Source organism: Amycolatopsis sp. cmx-4-83 (assembly GCF_046548815.1).
Classification (GTDB): domain Bacteria; phylum Actinomycetota; class Actinomycetes; order Mycobacteriales; family Pseudonocardiaceae; genus Amycolatopsis; species Amycolatopsis pretoriensis_A.
The window spans coordinates 201246-220180 of the sequence record NZ_JAEBEF010000007.1 but is presented as its reverse complement, the minus strand read 5'-3'; the positions used below and the strand labels follow the sequence as shown (position 1 = coordinate 220180).

17 protein-coding genes and 1 pseudogene are annotated in these 18935 nt (G+C 70.7%); 9 read left to right on the top strand and 9 right to left on the bottom strand.

Features of this window, described 5'->3' with window-relative positions; genetic code table 11:
• Nucleotides 1-9 precede the first annotated feature (9 nt).
• The gene (locus ACLJQM_RS22645) at nucleotides 10-1110 is read right to left on the bottom strand and encodes an NAD(P)H-dependent flavin oxidoreductase (protein ID WP_360767015.1); all 1101 of its coding nucleotides are present in this window, start codon (nucleotides 1108-1110) and stop codon (nucleotides 10-12) included.
• 14 nt (nucleotides 1111-1124) lie between these two features.
• Nucleotides 1125-2741, bottom strand: a complete 1617-nt coding sequence (locus ACLJQM_RS22640) for an acyl-CoA synthetase (RefSeq protein WP_360767012.1) — start codon at nucleotides 2739-2741, stop codon at nucleotides 1125-1127.
• Nucleotides 2742-2803: 62 nt separating this feature from the next.
• Here ACLJQM_RS22640 and ACLJQM_RS22635 point away from each other — a divergent pair, with 62 nt between their 5' ends.
• The 4 genes from ACLJQM_RS22635 (at nucleotide 2804) to ACLJQM_RS22620 (ending at nucleotide 7595) form a co-directional block, all read left to right on the top strand.
• Nucleotides 2804-3592 (top strand): crotonase/enoyl-CoA hydratase family protein, encoded by a 789-nt coding sequence (locus tag ACLJQM_RS22635; RefSeq protein ID WP_410632686.1) that lies wholly within the window; start codon nucleotides 2804-2806, stop codon nucleotides 3590-3592.
• An 841-nt stretch (nucleotides 3593-4433) separates the two neighbouring features.
• Nucleotides 4434-5411 carry a Zn-ribbon domain-containing OB-fold protein gene (locus tag ACLJQM_RS22630; protein WP_360767006.1) on the top strand — a complete coding sequence of 326 codons (978 nt, stop codon included), beginning with the start codon at nucleotides 4434-4436 and terminating at the stop codon, nucleotides 5409-5411.
• Nucleotides 5412-5418: 7 nt separating this feature from the next.
• Entirely contained in the window at nucleotides 5419-6432 is a 1014-nt protein-coding gene (locus tag ACLJQM_RS22625) for a thiolase domain-containing protein (protein ID WP_410632685.1), read from the top strand.
• Nucleotides 6429-7595, top strand: a complete 1167-nt coding sequence (locus ACLJQM_RS22620) for a thiolase domain-containing protein (protein ID WP_410632684.1) — start codon at nucleotides 6429-6431, stop codon at nucleotides 7593-7595. The genes ACLJQM_RS22625 and ACLJQM_RS22620 overlap by 4 nt, the downstream gene beginning before the upstream one ends.
• Nucleotides 7596-7702: 107 nt before the next feature.
• Here the strand turns inward: ACLJQM_RS22620 and ACLJQM_RS22615 are convergent, their stop codons facing one another.
• Both ACLJQM_RS22615 and ACLJQM_RS22610 read right to left on the bottom strand, forming a co-directional pair.
• The gene (locus ACLJQM_RS22615) at nucleotides 7703-8725 is read right to left on the bottom strand and encodes a YhjD/YihY/BrkB family envelope integrity protein (RefSeq protein WP_360767450.1); all 1023 of its coding nucleotides are present in this window, start codon (nucleotides 8723-8725) and stop codon (nucleotides 7703-7705) included.
• A 64-nt stretch (nucleotides 8726-8789) separates the two neighbouring features.
• Nucleotides 8790-9581: a transglutaminase-like domain-containing protein gene (locus ACLJQM_RS22610; RefSeq protein WP_410632683.1), complete on the bottom strand. Its 792-nt coding sequence runs from the start codon at nucleotides 9579-9581 to the stop codon at nucleotides 8790-8792.
• Nucleotides 9582-9616: 35 nt separating this feature from the next.
• Between ACLJQM_RS22610 and ACLJQM_RS22605 the strand changes: the two genes are divergently transcribed.
• On the top strand, nucleotides 9617-10198 hold the full coding sequence (locus tag ACLJQM_RS22605; protein WP_410632682.1) for a dienelactone hydrolase family protein: 582 nt from the start codon (nucleotides 9617-9619) through the stop codon (nucleotides 10196-10198).
• On the opposite strand, the gene ACLJQM_RS22600 is transcribed toward ACLJQM_RS22605, so the two are convergent.
• On the bottom strand, nucleotides 10170-11396 hold the full coding sequence (locus ACLJQM_RS22600; protein ID WP_247011916.1) for a cytochrome P450: 1227 nt from the start codon (nucleotides 11394-11396) through the stop codon (nucleotides 10170-10172). The genes ACLJQM_RS22605 and ACLJQM_RS22600 overlap by 29 nt on opposite strands.
• Before the next feature lie 231 nt (nucleotides 11397-11627).
• On the opposite strand from ACLJQM_RS22600, the gene ACLJQM_RS22595 reads away from it, so the two are divergent.
• On the top strand, nucleotides 11628-12785 hold the full coding sequence (locus tag ACLJQM_RS22595) for a steroid 3-ketoacyl-CoA thiolase (protein ID WP_410632680.1): 1158 nt from the start codon (nucleotides 11628-11630) through the stop codon (nucleotides 12783-12785).
• Here ACLJQM_RS22595 and ACLJQM_RS22590 read toward each other — a convergent pair.
• Nucleotides 12782-13168 (bottom strand): RidA family protein, encoded by a 387-nt coding sequence (locus tag ACLJQM_RS22590; RefSeq protein WP_410632679.1) that lies wholly within the window; start codon nucleotides 13166-13168, stop codon nucleotides 12782-12784. The genes ACLJQM_RS22595 and ACLJQM_RS22590 overlap by 4 nt on opposite strands.
• Nucleotides 13169-13211: 43 nt before the next feature.
• Between ACLJQM_RS22590 and ACLJQM_RS22585 the strand changes: the two genes are divergently transcribed.
• The 3 genes and pseudogenes from ACLJQM_RS22585 to ACLJQM_RS22575 form a co-directional block, all read left to right on the top strand.
• A complete protein-coding gene (locus ACLJQM_RS22585; protein WP_410632677.1) occupies nucleotides 13212-14009 on the top strand; it encodes an alpha/beta fold hydrolase in 798 nt (265 codons plus the stop codon).
• A 66-nt stretch (nucleotides 14010-14075) separates the two neighbouring features.
• Entirely contained in the window at nucleotides 14076-15563 is a 1488-nt protein-coding gene (locus ACLJQM_RS22580) for a hypothetical protein (RefSeq protein WP_410632676.1), read from the top strand.
• Nucleotides 15564-15767: 204 nt separating this feature from the next.
• Nucleotides 15768-16125: pseudogene (locus tag ACLJQM_RS22575) on the top strand (integrase core domain-containing protein); the annotation flags it as partial.
• Here the strand turns inward: ACLJQM_RS22575 and ACLJQM_RS22570 are convergent.
• Genes ACLJQM_RS22570 through ACLJQM_RS22560 form a run of 3 tightly spaced genes read right to left on the bottom strand, consistent with a single transcriptional unit; the run spans nucleotide 16122 to nucleotide 18930 of the window.
• Complete coding sequence (locus tag ACLJQM_RS22570; protein WP_410632675.1) at nucleotides 16122-17324, bottom strand: amidohydrolase family protein; 1203 nt, start codon at nucleotides 17322-17324, stop codon at nucleotides 16122-16124. The pseudogene ACLJQM_RS22575 and the gene ACLJQM_RS22570 overlap by 4 nt on opposite strands.
• Nucleotides 17321-18736 (bottom strand): sodium:solute symporter family protein, encoded by a 1416-nt coding sequence (locus tag ACLJQM_RS22565; protein WP_410632674.1) that lies wholly within the window; start codon nucleotides 18734-18736, stop codon nucleotides 17321-17323. Before ACLJQM_RS22565 ends, ACLJQM_RS22570 begins: the two co-directional genes overlap by 4 nt.
• Nucleotides 18733-18930, bottom strand: coding sequence for a hypothetical protein (locus ACLJQM_RS22560; protein ID WP_247011933.1), 198 nt, complete (start codon nucleotides 18928-18930; stop codon nucleotides 18733-18735). Before ACLJQM_RS22560 ends, ACLJQM_RS22565 begins: the two co-directional genes overlap by 4 nt.
• Nucleotides 18931-18935: the final 5 nt, after the last annotated feature.

Below are 18935 nucleotides of genomic sequence, written 5' to 3'. Positions count from 1 at the left end.
GGGCCCCCTTCAGCGCGTCTTGTCCAACCGGGACAGTGCTTCTTCGTAGCCGTTCACCAGGTCGGCGACGACGTCGGCGACCGGGCGGACCGCGTTCATCCGGCCCACGATCTGCCCGACCGGCATCGAAACCACGCTCGGGTCGTTCGCCGCGTGGATCCGGTTGTGGGCGTGGGAAACCAGCAGGTTCTGCAGCGGCATCGGCAACGGCTCGGGCGCGTCCGCCGCGGCCCACGCCTCGGTCCAGCGGGTCTTGAGCAGCCGCGCGGGCTTGCCGGTGTAGATCCGCGTCCGCACGGTGTCCGCCGAGGACGCCGCGACGAGCGCCTGCTGCATCGCCACCGACTCGCCCATCGTCTGCAGGTACTCCTCGGTGGCGAGCCACATCGAGCCCATCCAGACGCCGGACGCGCCGAGCGCGAGCGCCGCGGCCACCTGCCGCCCGGAACCGATTCCGCCGGCGGCGAGCACCGGCACGTCGACGGCGTCGACGATTTCCGGCACCAGCACCATGGACGCGATTTCCCCGGTGTGCCCGCCGGCTTCGTAGCCCTGGGCCACCACGAAGTCGACGCCGTTTTCGACGTGCCGCACCGCGTGCTCGGCCTTGCCGGCCAGCGCCGCCACCGGCACCCCGCGGTCGTGGCACTGGGCGATGACGTCGGCGGGCGGCGAGCCGAGCGCGTTGGCGATCAGCTTGATCGGGTGGTTGAGCGCGACCTCGACGTGCGAGCGGGCGACCGAGTGCAGCCAGCCGAGCACGCCCGCGCGTTCGTCGGTGTCGTCCGGCAGCGGCGGCACCGACAGGTCGCGCAGCACCTTGTCGACGAACGCGCGGTGGCCGTCCGGGATGTGCTTCGAGAGGTCGACCTGGGTGCCCTCGGCGGGGATCTTCGCCGGCATCACGATGTCGACGCCGTAGGGCTTGCCGCCGGTGTTCTCGTCCATCCAGGTCAGCACCCGGTCGAGCTCGGCCGCGTCGTTGAACCGGACGCAGCCGAGCACGCCGAGCCCGCCGGCGCGGCTGAGCGCCGCGGCGACGTGCTCCGAGGGCGTGAACCCGATGATCGGCAGGTCGATGCCGAGCCGGTCGCACAGGGGTGTCCGCACTTCTGGTGTCCTCCTCAGACGGGCTGGGCCGTCGCCGGTTCGTGCTCGGCGGCGTAGCGCTGGGCCCACGGGTAGTCCGGCTTGCCGCTGGGCGAGCGGCCGATCTCGGCGGCCAGCCAGACCGTGCGCGGCACCTTGTACCCGGCGATCTCGCCCCGCACGTGCTCCTCGAGCGCGGGCAGGTCCGGCTCGGCGCCTTCGCGGAGCTGGACGACGGCGGCGACGCGCTGGCCGAGCCGTTCGTCCGGGATGCCGATGACCAGGGCGTCGAAGACGTCGGGGTGCGACTTGAGCGCCCCTTCGACCTCCTCCGGGTAGACCTTCTCGCCGCCGGTGTTGACGCACTGGGAGCCGCGGCCGAGCAGCGTGACCGTGCCGTCCTCCTCGTAGCGGGCGTAGTCGCCCGGCACGACGTACCGGACGCCCCCGACCTCGACGAAGATCTTCTTGCTCTTTTCGGGATCCCCGTAGTAGCCGAGCGGGACGTGCCCGCGGCGGGCGATCAGGCCGACCGCGCCGGGCGCCGGCTCGACGAGCTCGCCGTCGTCGTCGACCAGGATCGCGTCCTTGCCGAAGCTGACGCGGGGGCCGGCGCTGTGGTCGGAGCCCTTGCCGACCATGCCGATCCCGGTGAAGCCGCTTTCCGACGAGCCGATGGCGTCGGTGATCACGGCGTTCGGGACCAGTTCGACGAATTCCTGCTTCACCGACTGCGAGAACAGCGCGGCGTGGCTCGACACGGCGACGAGCGACGAAGCGTCGTAATCACCCTCGCGGTAGGCCTCGATCAGCGGCCGCGCCATCGCGTCGCCGACGATCGTGAGGACCTGGACCTTGTTGTCCTGCACGGCTTTCCAGACCTCGTGCGCGTCGAAACGCGGCACGAAGACCACCGGGCTGCCGGTGAACAGCGCGCCGAACGCGGCCCACTGCGCGGCGCCGTGGATCAGCGGCGCGGCGGGCAGCCGGGTCAGGCTCCCGGCCTTGCCCTGCTCGGCGAGCGTCCACTCGTCCGGGACGTATTCGCCGGTGACGAAGTTGATGCCGCCGCCGAGCGCGCGCCAGACGTCCTCCTGCCGCCAGAGCACGCCCTTCGGGTAGCCGGTGGTGCCGCCGGTGTAGAGGATGTAGAGGTCGTCGTTGCTGCGTTCGCCGAAGTCGCGTTCGGGGCTCTGCGCCTCGAGCGCGGTTTCGTAGTCGACGCCGCCGTAGCTCCCGTAATCGCCGCCACTGCCGTCGTCGATCACGACAACGTGTTTCAGTTTCGGCGTTTCGGGCAGGACGGCGGCGACCTTGTCGGCGTAGCTGCGTTCGTGCACGAGTGCGACGAGCTCGGCGTCGGTGAAGAGGTAGACGAGCTCGCCGTGCACGTAGCGGTAGTTGACGTTGACGGCGATCGCGCGCAGCTTGTACGCCGCGATCATCGCCTCCAAGGCCTCGATCGAGTTGCGGGAATAGACCCCGATGTGGGACCCGCGTCCCACGCCGTGCGCGGCGAGGTGGTGGGCGAGCCGGTTGGCCCGCGCCTCCAATTCGGCGAAGGTGACCCGCCGGTCGCCGCACACGACCGCGACGCGCTCCGGCACGGCGTCGACGGCGTGCTCCAGAAGATCCGCGATGTTGAGTGCCACGCCCTCAAAGTAGAACATGTTATCGTTCTGGGCAATGGCACTGCTCCTTCAGGAGGTCTTCCGTGGGTGAACCGCACGCGCTGGTTTCGCAGGAGGGGCAGACCCTCGTCGTCACGATGAACCGGCCCGAGGCGCGCAACGCGATCACCGGCGAGATGATGGCGATCATGGTCGAGGCCTGGGACCGGGTCGATTCGGACGACTCGATCCGCAGCTGCGTCCTGACCGGCGCGGGCGGCGCGTTCTGCGCGGGCGCGGACCTGAAGTCGATGTCCCGCAACTCCCCTTCGGAGTCGTTCGCCTCGGGCAAGTTCAACCCCGCGCACATCCCGGGCCTCCTGAAGGGCCGCCGCCTGACGAAGCCGCTGATCGCGGCGGTCGAAGGCCCGGCGATCGCGGGCGGGACGGAGATCCTCCAGGGAACGGACATCCGGGTGGCGGGCGAGTCCGCCCGGTTCGGGGTGTCGGAGGCCCGGTGGGGCCTGTTCCCGATGGGCGGGTCGGCGGTGCGGCTGCCGCGCCAGATCCCGTACACGGTGGCCGCGGACATCCTGCTGACCGGCCGCCACCTGACCGCCGCCGAGGCGTTGGCGATCGGCCTGATCGGGCACGTGGTGCCGGACGGGACCGCACTCGCGAAGGCCCTGGAGCTGGCTTCTTCGGTGAACGCGAACGGACCGGTCGCCGTGCGGGCGATCCTGCGGACGATCCGGGACGTCGAAGGCCTGCACGAGGAGGAGGCCTTCAAGCTCGACTCGCAGTACGGGATCGAGGTCTTCGCGTCGGAGGACGCGAAGGAAGGACCACGGGCGTTCAGCGAGAAGCGCAAGCCCGAGTTCCGCGGCCGCTGACGGAGACCAAGTTTCGCGAAATCCAGCGGGCAATCGCAGAGCGACGCGACCGAGCGATGCCCACGCGAAGCATCCAGCCGGCCGAATGGATGAGGTAAGGTCCGGTCGTGGGATAGGGGTGAGCACCCAAGATGGACGCCCCCCCTGCCTAGCGACCCAAGAGCCTCGAAACTTCGTGGATCGTGGCAGCCAGCACCATAAGGAGCTGGATCACCATCATGAGGATGTGACGCCGGTCGGGTTCTTTCTTCCGACCGGAGTCACCCTCCGTCGACTCGCGCCTCGACAGGCCATCGACACCATCACTCATTTGCTTGTCACCCAATCGCACTCCTTCCACTAACGGCTGCCGAATGAAAGCCGGTCAAGCGTATCGCCCTCAGGACCGACCGAAATATCCGGGGGGGGGGAAGCAGACGAACACCACCAGCGAGACGCCGCCTCCGGCCGACAACCAGGGGTTCCGTCCCCGGAACGGAACTTCTGAACCTTTTCTTCAGCAGGTAAAGATATGCATGAAGTTAAATCGCCACAAGTGTGGCGGATTAAATCCAGCAGGTGGACCGCAGGTTTTGACACGCGACCGACCCTTGGGCAATATTTCAGGTTGATAATCGGATACAATTAGACTCACCGCGAACAAAATCATCCACGAAATGCCGAGCGCAAGCACGCCGGCCTCCAGCCCCACGGGCACTCCCGCACGCCTTGCTCCCACACACCCGGCCGCGCCGGTCGCCCCATCCTCACGACCACCACTTAGAACGCGTTTCACGCAGCTCGCATGCTAACTGTGATGTATATCTTGCCGCCAGAACAAGAACGTGTTTCACTCAAGGGCGTGACCGAGACACCACTGGCGGCACCCCTCAACGTCGGCTTCGACTACACGCGCTCGACCGGGCCCGTACTGGGCCGGTTCGTCAACGGCCTTCGCGAGCACCGGATCGAAGGCATCCGCGGGAGCGACGGGCGCGTGCACGTGCCGCCGGTCGAATACGATCCCGTGACCGCCGAACAGCTCGGCGAGTTCGTCCCGGTGAGCGAAGAGGGCACCGTCGTCTCGTGGTCGTGGTGCGCCGAACCCCTGGACGGGCAGCCGTTGCGCCGGCCGTTCGCCTGGGCGCTGGTCAAACTGGACGGCGCCGACACCGCCATGCTGCACGCCGTGGACGCCGGCTCGCCGTCGAAGATCCACAGTGGACAGCGGGTGCGCGTGCGGTGGGCCGAGGAGGCCGTCGGGCACATCCGGGACATCGCCTACTTCCTGCCCGTGGACGCCGCGGACACCACGCCGACCGAGCCCGCTCCCCCGGTCGCCGCCCGGGAAGAGGGTGCGCCGGTCAGCGTCGTCATCACGCCCGTGCACCTGAAGTACATGCACTCCGCATCACCCGAGGAAAGCCGTTACCTGCGCGGGCTCGCCGAGGGCAAGCTGATCGGGCAGCGCTGCCCCGCGTGCGAAAAGGTCTACATCCCGCCGCGCGGGGCCTGCCCGACCGACGGCGTGCCGACCACCGAAGAGGTCGAACTCCCCGACACCGGCATCGTGACGACGTTCTGCATCGTCAACGTCCCGTTCCTCGGCCAGCGGCTCAAGCCGCCGTACGTGGCCGCGTACATCCTGCTCGACGGCGCCGACATCGCGTTCCTGCACCTCGTGCTGGGGTGCGACGCCCAGGACGTCAAGATGGGCATGCGCGTGCGGGCAGCGTGGAAACCCCGCGAAGAGTGGTGGACGTCGCTGGAGAACATCAGCCACTTCGAGCCGACCGGCGAGCCGGACGCGGCCTACGAAACCTTCGCCCACCACCTGTGAGGTCCTGATGCCAGACGTCGCCATCGCGGGCTTCGCCAAGGCCCCCAACGTCCGGGAGACCGAGGGGACCACCAACGGCGTCGAAATGCTCGTCCCGATCTTCGCCGAGGTCTTCGAAAAGACCGGCCTGTCCAAAGAGGACATCGGCTTCTGGTGTTCCGGCTCGTCGGACTACCTGGCCGGGCGCGCGTTCTCGTTCATCGCCGCGGTCGACGCGATCGGCGCGTTCCCGCCGATCCACGAGTCCCACGTCGAAATGGACGCCGCCTGGGCGCTCTACGAGGCCTGGCTGAAGATCAGGATGGGCGAAGTCGAGACCGCGCTCGTCTACGGCTTCGGCAAGTCCAGCGCCGGGCAGTTGCGCCGGGTGCTCGCCCTGCAGCTCGACCCCTACGTCGTCACTCCGTTGTGGCCGGACTCGGTTTCGATCGCCGGGATCCAGGCGCGGCTGGGCCTGGAGGCCGGGCTGTGGTCCGAAAAGGACCTGGCCGAAGTCGCCGCCCGAGGCACCGCGAAGGACGTCAGCGAACTGCTCGACACGCCGTACGTCGCGGATCCCTTGCGCAAGCACGACATCGCGCCGGTCACCGACGGCGCCGCCGTGATCGTCCTGTCCACTGTGGAACGGGCACGGGACATCGTCGAGCGGCCCGCGGTGCTCGCCGGGATCGAGCACCGCGTCGACTCCCCCGTGCTCGGCGCCCGCGACCTGACGCGCTCGCCGTCCACCGAAGCGGCGTCGAAGGCCCTCGACCTGGACGGCGTCGACCTCGCCGAGCTGCACGCGCCGTTCACGCACCAGGAGCTGATCCTGCGGACCGCGCTCGGGCTCGGCGACGGCGTCGACGTCAACCCTTCCGGGGGCGCGCTGGCCGCGAACCCGATGTTCTCCGCCGGGCTCGCCCGGATCGGCGAGGCCGCGGCCCGGATCCACCGCGGCGAATCCCGCAAGGCCGTGGCGCACGCGACGAGCGGCCCCGCCCTGCAACAGAACCTGGTGACCGTGCTGGAGGCCCGATGACCAAGCAGCTCACCGCCGTGCTCGGCACCGGCCAGACGCACCACCGCGCCAAGCGCGCGGACGTCTCGATGCCGGGCCTGCTGCGCGAGGCGATCGACCGCGCGATGACCGACGCCCAGGTGGGGTGGGCCGACATCGACGCCGTCGTGCTCGGCAAGGCCCCGGACCTGTTCGAGGGCGTGATGATGCCCGAGCTGTTCCTCGCCGACGCGCTGGGCGCGACCGGGAAACCGTTGCTGCGCGTGCACACCGCCGGTTCGGTCGGCGGGTCGACGGCGCTGGTCGCGGCCTCGCTCGTCCAGTCCGGCGTGCACCGCCGCGTGCTCACCGTGGCGTACGAGAAGCAGTCCGAGTCGAACGCGATGTGGGGCCTGTCGATCCTGCCGCCGTTCCAGATGCCGGTCGGCGCGGGCGCGGGCGGCTACTTCGCGCCGCACGTGCGCTCCTACATCCGGCGCTCCGGCGCGCCCGACCACGTCGGGGCGATCGTCGCGGCGAAGGACCGCCGCAACGGGGCGCTGAACCCGTTCGCGCACCTGCGGCAGCCCGACATCACGGTCGAGTCGGTGCGGGCGTCGCAGATGCTGTGGGACCCGATCCGCTACGACGAAACGTGCCCGTCGTCCGACGGCGCCTGCGCGATGGTGCTCGGCGACGAGGCCGCCGGGGACGCCGTCGAGGGCGGGGCGGCCTGGATCCACGCGACGGCGATGCGCACCGAGCCGACCACGTTCGCCGGCCGCGACCAGGTGAACCCCCAGGCCGGGCGGGACGCGGCGGCCGCGCTGTGGGCCGAGGCCGGCATCACCGACCCGATGTCCGAAGTGGACGTCGCCGAGATCTACGTGCCGTTCTCGTGGTTCGAGCCGATGTGGCTGGAGAACCTGGGGTTCGCGCCCGAGGGCGAGGGCTGGAAGGTGACCGAGAAGGGCGAGACGGCGCTGGGCGGCCGGCTGCCGGTCAACCCGTCCGGCGGGGTGCTCTCGTCCAACCCGATCGGCGCGTCGGGCATGCTCCGGTTCTCCGAAGCGGCCAAGCAGGTCATGAGCCGCGCCGGCGACTACCAGGTGGACGGCGCGCGCCGCGCACTCGGCCACGCCTACGGCGGCGGCTCCCAGTACTTCTCGATGTGGCTGGTCGGCTCCGAGAAGCCCGGTTCCTGAACCGCACTTTCACGTGAAAGTGCGGCTTTGCAATGCAAAGTGGAGCTTTCCCTACGAAAGTGCGGCTTTGCGGTGCAAAGCGGAGCTTTCCCTAGGAAAGTGCGGGGTCAGCGGCGGGAGCGGCGCCAGCGCAGGGCCAGGAGGGTGCCGACCACGCCGGTGAGCACGCCGACCGTGGCCGGCACCGCGATCGGCGGGTCGACCACGACCACCGGGTTCAGCTCCACCGGCGCGGGCGGCTGGACCGGCGTCGGCGGCGCGTCGGAGCCGGTCGCGGTCCACGCCGTGACGTAGACGAGCAGCCGCGCCACCAGCGAGATGAAGAAGATGAGGCCGATCACCGAGCCGAACGCGATGCCGGTCGGCGAGTCGCCGATCAGCCGGAGGTAGAACCCGCCGGCCAGCTTGAGCGCCTCGAACCCGAGGGCCAGCGCGATCGCGCCGCGGACCGCGCTGCGCACGCCGACCTTCTGCCGCGGCAGCCGGGTCAGCACCCACAGGAACACCAGCCAGTCGGCGGCCAGCGACAGCGGCACCGAGGACGCCGAGACGAGCTGGTGCCCCCAGCTCGTGTCGTCGAAGCCGGCCAGCCGCAGCAGGTAGCCGCCGAGCGCGGTGCCGGAGATGGTGAGCGTGAACGACACCAGCAGCGCCGCGCTCAAGCCCACCAGCGCGAGCAGGTCGACGGCGATGAGCCGCAGGAGCGGCTGGTCGGAGCGGTTCTGCCCCCACAACGCGGTCAGCGAGTCCCGCAGCGCGTTCATCCAGTTCCAGCCCGAGTAGGCGCCGATCACCAGACCGAAGGCCCCGACGCTCGTCCGCTGTTCGACGAACCCGGTGAGCAGGTCGGTGGCCTTGTCGCCGAGCCCGCCGGGCAGCGTCGAGACGATCGCGTGGACCAGCGTGTCGAGCAGGTGCGGCTGGCTGGCCAGCACGAACCCGGCGACCGACGAGGCGACCATCAGCAGCGGCACCAGCGACAGCAGGCTGAAGTAGGTGATCGAGGCGACGTAGTGGTACCCGCCGCACTCGATGTAGCGGTTGGTCGCGCGGGCGATGTGGTCCAGCCACCGGTACCGGGCACGTGCCCGGGCCCAGGGGCTCGGCGCCTTGGGGGAACTCTTCACCAGGACTGTCTACCCAGCCGGAGCCCTCCTTGCGCAGGCAACACGCGGGTTCGGCCCGGGAAGTGGCTCAGCCGAGCGCCACCAGCTCCGCCCAGTGGTCCTCGGGCAGCGCCGCGTCCGTCGTCGCGAACACCGTGCTGCCCAGGAAGTCGAGCTCGCAGCCGAGGGTGGCGAGGAACGACGTGTCCGCGGCGTCGCGGCCGGTGGAGATGCGGAGCATGGTCTGGCGCGGCGCCAGGTGGGTGGCGTCGAAGACGTACCAGCGCCCGGCGATGCCGGCCTCGAAGACCGCGTGGAAGTCCATCGGCGACAGGCCGGGCGCGTAGACGCCGACGTAGCGCGCGGGGATGTCGAGGACCCGGCACAGCGCGATGCAGACGTGCGCGAAGTCGCGGCAGACGCCGGCGCCGGCCAGCAGGGTGTCGATCGCGTCGTCGGTCACCCGGCCCGAGCCGACCACATAGGACAGTCTCTCGTGGACGTACCGGACGATCGCGTCGACCTGTTTCTTCGTGCTGTTCAAGGCGAACAGCTCGGGTGGCACCAGCCCGGCGATCCGGTCGGACGGGCAGTACCGGCTCGGCCGGGTGAACACGGCGGCGTCGGCGAGCGTGACCGGCTCGGGTTCGGGCTCGCCCAAGACGCGCTCGGCGTGGTAGGCGACGCGGTGCTCCCCGACGGGCAGCTCGAAGACTTCGGCACGGGTCCCGTGCTCGAACTCGACGGACTCGCTCTCCCCGTGCCAGGACACGGTCAGCTCGTCGGTGTCGGCGCGCGCCGCGGCGACCGAGATCGCCGCCGGCCCGGGTTCGGTGACGCGGAAGGAGAACTCGACGTCGACCGTCGCTCGAGGGGCCATCGCCCCATGATGTCACCCTCGGGCACGATTGCCGGATGAGCGACGTCGTGGTTTTCCACTCGGTGCTGGGGCTGCGGCCCGTCGAACTCGGCTTCGCCGACCGGCTGCGGGCGGCCGGGCACGCCGTCACGACCCCGGACCTCTACGACGGCCGCACCGCGCCCGACATCGAAGCCGGATTCGCGCTGAAGGACGCCGTCGGCTGGGAGACCATCACCCGGCGAGCCCGAGACGCGGTGTACGGCCTGCCCCCGGCGACGGTGCTGGTGGGCGTGTCGATGGGCGCGGGCGTCGTCGAGACGGTGCTGCCGCACCGGCCGGCCACCGCCGGGGTCCTGCTGCTGCACGCGCTGGGGAACCTGCCTGCCGCGGCCCGCCCCGGCCTGCCGGTCGAGGTGCACGTGGCCGATCCCGACCCGATCGCACCCCCGGCCCAGGTCGCGGCCTGGCGTGCGGCCACGGCCCGGGTGGGCGCCGACGCCCGGGTGCACACGTACCCGGGCATCGGCCACTTCTACACCGACCCGGACGGCCCCGACCACGACGAAGCCGCGGCGGAGCGCACCTGGGCGCGGGTCCTGGAATTCCTCAGGCGTACCGAACCGGGTAGTGCTTGATCCCGTTGAGCCAGCTGGAGCGCAGCCGCACCGGCGGTGCCGCCTCCGTGATGCCCGGCATGACGTCGGCGATCGCGTTGAAGATCAGGTCGATCTCCAGGCGGGCCAGGTTCGCGCCGATGCAGTAGTGCGAGCCCGTGCCGCCGAAGCCGACGTGCGGGTTGTCCTCGCGGAGGATGTCGAACTTCTCCGGGTCGCCGAAGACCTCGTGGTCGAAGTTGGCCGAGCTGTAGAACATGCCGACGCGGTCGCCCTTGCGGATCTGCGCGCCGCCGAGCTCGGTGTCGCGGGTGGCGGTGCGCTGGAAGGCGACCACCGGGGTGGCCCAGCGGACGATCTCGTCCGGCGCCGTCTTCGGCCGCTGCTCCTTGAACAGCTCCCACTGGTCCGGGTGGTCCAGGAGCGCCTTCATGCCGTGGGTGATGGCGTTGCGCGTCGTCTCGTTGCCGGCCACGGCGAGCAGGATGACGAAGAAGCCGAACTCGTCCGAGCCGAGCGCTTCGCCGTCGACGTCGGCCTGGATCAGCTTCGTGACGATGTCGTCCATCGGGCACTTGCGGCGGTCCTCGGCCATGTTCCACGCGTAGCCGATGAGCTGCGCGGACGCCTCCAGCGGGGCGACCTCGTACTCCGGATCGTCGTAGGCGACCATCTGGTTGGACCAGTCGAAGATCTTGAGCCGGTCCTCCTGCGGGATGCCGATCAGCTCGGCGATCGCCTGCAGCGGCAGCTCGCACGCGACGTCGGTGACGAAGTCGCCGGTCCCCTTCTTGCGGGCCTCGTGGGCGATCCGTTCCGCGCGGTCGCGCAGGGTGTCCTCGAGCTTCGAGATCGACCGCGGGGTGAAGCCCTTCGACACGATCCGCCGCAGCTTGGTGTGCTGCGGGGCGTCCATGTTGAGCAGCACCAGACGGTTCGCGTCGAGGTTGTCCTCGGTCATGTTCTCGTCGAAGCGGATGATGGCGGTCTTTTCCCGCGACGAGTACAGCGTGCTGTCGCGGGAGACCTCCTTGACGTCCGCGTGGCGCGAGACGACCCAGTAGCCGTCGTCGCGGAAACCCGCGGTGTTGTGCTTCTGGGGGTTCCACCACACCGGTGCCGTCCGCCGCAGCTCGGCGAACTCGTCCACCGGGAGTCGTTGCGCCAGGAGATCGGGATCGGTGAAGTCGAACCCTGCCGGGATGAGCGGAGCGGCCACGTTGCCTCCCACGGTTCGGCTTGGAACACGTTCTAGGTTGGATTGAAGCATACGGTGTTAACCAACGGAAGACCGTTAGTGAAACCCGTTAACTTGACCGATGAGGGCAGGTGAGCATGCGCTCACCCGCGAAAGATCAACATAGGGCCGCGCCTGGGGTGGGTTGCACTAAACAATAACTTGTTCTAGTTTTTGGATCAGTGAACAGTGTTTCCCGACGAAAGGGACGACATGGGCGTGCCGGTCATCGCCGAAGCCGTGCGGACCCCCATCGGCAAGCGGGGCGGGCTGCTGGCCGGCCTGCACGCGGCCGAGCTGCTCGGCGCCGCGCAGCTCGCGCTGACCGAGCGCGCCGGGATCGACCCGGCGCTGGTCGAGCAGCTGATCGGCGGCTGCGTCACGCAGGCGGGCGAGCAATCGAACAACGTCACGCGCACGGCGTGGCTGCACGCGGGCCTGCCCGAGACGGCGGGCGCGACGACGATCGACGCCCAGTGCGGCTCGGCGCAGCAGGCCACCCACCTGGTCGCCGGCCTGATCGCGGCGGGCGCCATCGAGGTCGGCGTCGCGTGCGGGGTCGAGGCGATGAGCCGCGTCCCGCTGGGCACCAACCGCGCCGGCGCGTCCCCGCGGCCGTCGTCGTGGACGATCGACCTGCCGAACCAGTACGGCGCGGCCGAGCGCATCGCCGTCCGGCGCGGGCTGACGCGCGAAGACGTCGACGCGTTCGGCACGGCGTCACAGGCCAAGGCGGCGGCCGCGTGGGCGGCCGGGCACTTCGACCGCGAAGTCGTACCGGTGAAGGCACCGGTCCTGTCCCCCGAGGGGTCCCCCACCGGCGAAACCCGGCTGGTCGCCCGCGACCAGGGTCTGCGCGAGACGACGGTCGAGGGCCTGGCACGGCTGAAGCCGGTGGTCGAGGACGGCATCCACACGGCGGGCACGTCCTCCCAGATCTCCGACGGCGCGGCGGCACTGCTCCTGGTGGATTCCGACCGGGCTTCGGCGCTGGGCCTGCGTCCCCGGGCGCGGATCTTGGCGCAGGCGCTGGTCGGCGCCGAGCCGTACTACCACCTGGATGGCCCCATCCGCGCGACCGAACGGGTGTTGTCCCGCACCGGGATGACGGTGGGTGACGTGGACCTGTTCGAGGTGAACGAGGCGTTCGCGTCGGTCGCACTGTCCTGGCAGCAGGTCGTGGGCCCCGATCCGGCGCGGGTCAACGTGAACGGCGGCGCGATCGCCCTCGGCCACCCGGTGGGCAGCACGGGCGCGCGATTGCTGACGACGGCGTTGCACGAGCTGGAGCGCCGCGACGCGTCGACGGCACTGGTGACGATGTGCGCCGGCGGCGCTCTGGCGACCGCGACCGTCATCGAACGGCTCTAGCGCGGCAGGTGGGCGTCCACCTCGATCTCGATCTTCATGCGCGGGTCCGCCAGGCCGCACTCCAGCATCGTGGCGGCCGGGCGGACTTCCGCGAACGCCTTGCGCAGCACCGGCCAGCAGGGCTCGAAGTCCGCGCGGGAAGGCAGCAGGTAGCGGACCCGGACGACGTCGGACAGTGTGCAGCCCGCCTCCGTCAGTGCCGCTTCGATGTTGCGGACGCATTGAGCCGCCTGCTCGACGACGTCGTCGGAGATCGTCATCGCCGTGTAGTCGAAGCCCGTCGTGCCCGAGACGTACACGCGGTCGCCGTGGACGACCGCGCGGGCGTAGCCGATCTGTTCCTCGAAGGTGGAGCCGCTCAGGATCGCTCGACGTTCGGTCATGCCGCGCACATTAGCTTGTGGCCCTTGTGCTTCACTTCGATGCATGATCTCGGAGAGCCGCTGCCCGGTTCCGGACGGGGAGCTCCTCGTCCGCCGCGGTGGCGAGGGCCCGGCGCTGCTGCTGATCCCGGGCGGCACCGGGGCGGGTGACTCCTACCGCGCGCTGGCGAAGCAGCTCTACGCGGACTACACCGTGATCACCTACGACCGCCGCGGCCACTTCGGCAGCACGGACACCACCACCGGCCCGGTCCCGGTGTCGCTGCAGGCCGACGACGCGCTCGCGGTGCTGGACCACGCGACCGACGGCCCGGCACTGGCGTTCGGCACGAGCGCGGGCGCGCTGATCGGCCTCGACCTGGTCGCCCGCCACCCGGACCGCGTCACGACCCTGGTCGCCCACGAACCCCCGGCGGTGCACCTGATGCCGGACGCGGGCAGCTGGCTCGAAGCGGCGGCGGAGCAGGTCCGCCTGGCCCGCGCGGGCCAGCTGATGACCGCGGTGACGCGCTTCGCGGACGCGATCGCGGGAGCGGCCCTGCCCGACCTGCCCAACCTGCGGCTGCCGCACGAGGCCGACTGGATCCGCCTGTTCGACCGCGAGCTGACGGAGTTCTTCGACTACCTCCCGGACCTGCGCGCCCTCCGCCGCGCGAGCACGGAGATCTTCCCGGTGGCGGGCGAGGGCAGCCGGGGGCGCTACCACTACCAGCCGGCGAAGATCCTGGCCCTGGAACTGGGTTTGCCGTTCTCGGAGGTCCCGGGGGCGCACCTGGCGCCGCAGCGGAACCCGGCGAAGTTCGCGGCCGCGGTGAAGGATCTGCTCAGCCCGGAGGCGTGACTCGGCACCAGACCCGGGGCTACGGTGGGAAGTTCAGCCCGCGAGCACCCGGGACCAGGGAGTCGCATGGCGCAGGCCGTCCAGCTGCACCTCAACCAGGCGCTCATGCGGATCCCGCGCCGGGCGGAGAGCGCCGACCGCTCGACGCTGGCCGCCACCTACGTCGCCGCGGGGTCCTTCTCCGCGCTGATCAACTCGGCGGACCACCAGATCCTCTTCGGGCGCCGCGGCACCGGCAAAACCCACGGCCTGCTGCACCTGCAGGACCTCGTCGAGCGGACCGGGGACGTCGCGCTCTACCTCGACCTGCGCACGATCGGGTCGACCGGGGGCCTGTACGCCAACGAAGCGCTCGCCCCCGCCCAGCGCGGCACGCAGCTGCTGGTGGACACCCTCGAAGCGGTCCACGACCAGCTGCTCACCCTGGCCGTCGACGGGCAGGTGCCCGACCCGGACGGGTTCCTGCGCGGCCTCGACGCGCTCGTCGCCGCCGCGACCGAGGTCGAGGTCGTCGGCGAGACGGAGCAGGAGCAGACCCGCGGTGCGGCCGACGAGCGCCGGAGCGGGCTGGAGGCGTCGCTGGGCCGCGCGGCCGGTGTCCGGGGTTCCCTGCGGCACAACGCTTCCACGACCGCGTCCAGCCGGCGCAAGCGCACCGGGGTCGAGCAGCACCGCGTCCTGTTCGGGCCGCTGAGCCGGGCGCTCCAGGCCGTCGCGGACGGGATCCGGCCGGCCCGGCTGTGGCTGCTGCTCGACGAATGGAGCAGCGTCCCGCTCGACCTGCAGCCGTTCCTCGCGGATCTGGTGCGGCGCGGCGTCCTGCCGATCCGCGGCATCACGGTGAAGATCGCCGCCATCGAGCACCGCGCCCGCTTCTTCGTCCCCGTGCACGGCGACTACCTGGGGATCGAGGTGGGCTCGGACGCCGCTTCCACGGTGAGCCTCGACGACGCGCTGGTGTTCGACGAGTCGCGGGAGCGCGCGCAGGCCTTCTTCCGCGAACTGTTCTCCCGGCACGTCCGGCCGGTCCTGGAAGCGATGGTGCGCCCGGCACCCGATGCCGCGGAAGCGTTCCGGGACGGCGCGTTCGCCGAGCTCGTCCGGGCCGCGGAGGGGGTCCCGCGCGACGCGATCAACATCGCCGCGCTCGCCGCGCAGCACGCGCACGCGGACAAGATCGCCGTCGCCCACGTGCGCCGGGCCGCGCGGGACTGGTACCTGCGCGACAAGCGGGTCGCGCTCAGCAGGCACGAGGACGCCGACCGGCTGCTGGCCCGCCTGGTCGACGAGGTCGTCGGCCGGCGCAGGTCCCGGACGTTCCTCCTGCCCACCGCGGACCGCCCGCCCGCGATCGACGCGCTGTGCGACGCGCGCATGCTGCACGTCCTGCGCCGGGGCGTCGTCGACCCACGCCGTCCCGGCCGGTCCTACGACGGCTTCGCCATCGACTACGGCTGCTACGTCGCGCTGCTCACCGACGACACCAAAAACGTCCCGAACGACGTCTTCGCCTTCGACAAGGCCGTCGTCGACCTCACCCGGCTGGGCGGCTAGGTGTGGTGTCCGGGGAGGTTGTCCCGGGTTGAGGCGGTGATGGCCTGTCGCACCGACAGGTGAAGGCCTCCAGAGGTGAAGTGGAGCTGTTGGGGAACCGCTCCACCCACCGGAGGCCTTCGTGTCCCCCCTGACCCCACGCACCCGGCTACGACTGGGCCGCCCGGTCGTCGAGCAGGGGCCGACCGCTACCGCAAAGAACCGGTCGGTGTCCTTCACCGCGCGCTCACCTGGTCGCCGACCACGGCGTCACCGTCGAACGCGTGTCATCGGACAACGGCGCCTGCTACCGCTCCCCGGCCTGGCGCGAGGCCGGCACCGAGCTGGGCATCACCCCGAAACGGACCCGGCCCTGCCGGCCACAGGCCAACGGCAAATCGAGCGCTTCCACCGCACCCAGGCCGAAGTCTGGGCCTACGCCCGCTTCTACCCCTCCGAGGAGCACCGCCGCTCAGCCCTGCCCGGATGGCTGCACTCCTACCATCACCACCGACCCCACCCCTCCACCGGAGGCAAGCCACCCCTCACCCGGCTGACCAACCTCCCCGGACTTCACAGCTAGACCACCCGGACGCCGTCCTTCCAGACCTCGCGGATGTTCGAGGCCAGCGCCGGGAAGTCGTACGGGTCGCCCGCCACCACCACGACGTCCGCGCGCAGGCCCGGCTCCAGGCGGCCCAGCTCGCCGTCCAGGCCCATCAAGCGGGCCGCCGACGACGTCGTCGCCTCCAGGACGTCCGCCGGGGGCATGCCGCACGCGGCCATCAGGGCCAGTTCCTCGAGGTTCGTCCCGTGCGGGCCCACGCCGCTGTCCGTGCCCATCGCGATGCGGACGCCCGCCGCGTACGCGCGGCGGACCGAATCGCGGTGGACCTCCACCACTTCGCGGGCCTTCGCCACCACCGCCGACGGGAGGTCGACGCCCGCGTCGGCCGCGCGGACCACGTTGACCGGGGCGATCAGGGTCGGGACCAGCCAGGTGCCGTGGCCGAGCATCAGCTCGATCGCCTCGTCGTCGAGGTAGATGCCGTGCTCGATGGAGCGGACGCCCGCGCGGACCGCGTTCTTGATGCCCGCCGCGCCCTGGGCGTGCGCCATCACCGGACGGCCCTGCATCGACGCCTCTGCGACCAGTACCTCCAGCTCCGCCGGGGTGAACTGCGAGTGCCGCGGGTCGTCACGCGGGGAAAGCACGCCGCCGGTCGTGCAGACCTTGAGGACGTCGGCGCCCGCGCGCAGCAGCGTCCTGGCCACCCGGCGCATCTCGTCGGGGCCGTCGACCGTCGCGTCCGGGCGGCCCGGGTGCGGCACCAGCAGCGGCACGCACAGCCCGGACGGGTTCCAGCTGTCGCCGTGGCCGCCGGTCTGGCTGATCAGCCCGATCGAGATCTGCAGCCGCGGCCCGGGGATCAGCCCGTCGTCGACCGCCTGCTTGATGCCGAGGTCCGCGCCCGAGGCGTCGCGGACCGTCGTGATGCCCAGCCCGAGCGTCGCCCACAGGTTCCGCGCGGCTTCGTAGAACTGGTAGGAGAACGGCTTCTGCACGCGCGCCAGCAGCCCGATGTCCGACACCGTGACGTGCACGTGGCAGTCGAACAGCCCGGGCAGCAGCACCGCGCCCGAGCAGTCGACGCTTTCGTCGCCGTCCAGGTCCGTGCCCACGTCGACGATCCGGCCGTGCTCGACGACGACGTCCGCCGCCGCCGGCTCGGCGCCGGTGCCGTCGAAGACCGAACCGCCGGTGAAAACCGTCCGCGTCACGCCGCCTCCACGGGAGAAGTCTGCCGCCGCGCGACGAGCGCGGCGAGGGTCAGCACGACGACGTTGACGCCGAGCCCGATCAGGCCCACGTTGACGGTGCCGACGAGGTGGGTGTCCACAAAGGTCAGCCAGACGACGACGAGCTCGCCGGCGATCAGCCCGGCGAACACCGGGCCCTTGCCGACGGGGACCCGCCGCAGGAACCCCAGCAGGTTCGCCGGGGCCAGCTGGACCGACCCCGAATAGGTCAGCAGCAGCAGGTTGGCCAGCAGGTCCGGCCGGAAGATGCCGAGCACGAGGGCAAGGGTACTCGCGAGCACAACCGTGCCGTGGTTGATCCAGAACTGCTTGCGGCCACTGCGGACGCGGACTATGTTGCGCGCCACCAGCGACGAGATGCCGATCAGGATCCCGGCGGCCGGGACCATCGCGGTGGCCGTCGCGGCGACCACGATGATGCCGGTCACCCAGCCGGGCAACGCGTCCTTCGACAGCGTCAGCAGTACGCCGTTCGGGTCACTCCCCTTCGGCACCACGAGGATCGCGGCGAACCCCACGACCATCGGCAGCAGCAGGCACAGCTCGTACACCGGCATCCAGGCGTAGTTGCGCCGCAGCACCTTCGGGTCGCGCGCGGACATCAGCGCCGGCCACGAGTGCGGCAGCGTCATCAGCCCGACGCCGATCGCGCTGACCAGCATGCTCGTCACGAACCAGACGTGGTCGTTCGCTCCACTGTGGACGATCAGCTTCTCCGGGTGCAGCTGCTCGATCTTGTGGAACACGCCCGCGATGCCGCCCGCGAAGTGCGTCGGCACCGCGATGATCAGCACGACCAGGGCGACCAGCATGATCCCGTCCTTGAAGTAGGACGTCGCCGCGACGCCGCGCAGGCCGGCCCACAGCACGAACGCGACGACCAGCACGCTGCCGGCGACCATGCTCAGCGTCCCGGAGGCGCTGTCGCCGGTGACCAGCCGGACGATCAGGCCCAGCCCGGTGATCTGCAGCTGCAGGTACGGCAGCACGAACACCACGCCGAGGACCGCCGACAGCGTCCCGAGCGCCCGGCTGGAGTAACGGTCCTCGAGGAAGTCGCCCTGGGTGAGGTAGCCGCGCTCCTTCCCCAGCGTCCACAGGCGTTTCGCGAGGAAGAACAGCACGACGTAGGCGATCGGCACGTACGGCAGCGCGTACATCGCGGCGACGCCGCCGGAGAAGGCCAGGCCCGCCATGCCGAGGAAGGTGAAGGTGGTGAACACCTCCCCCGCCTGGAGGAACCACATCGTCACGGCGCCGAAGCGGCGGCCGCCGACGGTCCATTCGGCCAGGTCCGCGGCCGGGCGGCGGCGGCCGACGAAGCCGAGCACACCGATCAGCAGGATGCCGGCGAGGGTGAAGGCCAGGATCATCCTTCGTCCTCCGTCCCGCGCATCAGGCGTTCGGAGAGCAGCAGCGCCGGGGTGAACATCAGGCACCAGAACGCGCCCCACACGACCATCCGCGGCAGTCCGAGCCACAGCCCGGTGGTGTTCACGAACGGCAGGAACGGCATCAGGACCAGTGCGACGACCGGGAGCAGCGGGGGCCAGTGGTAGCTGCGCACGCCGG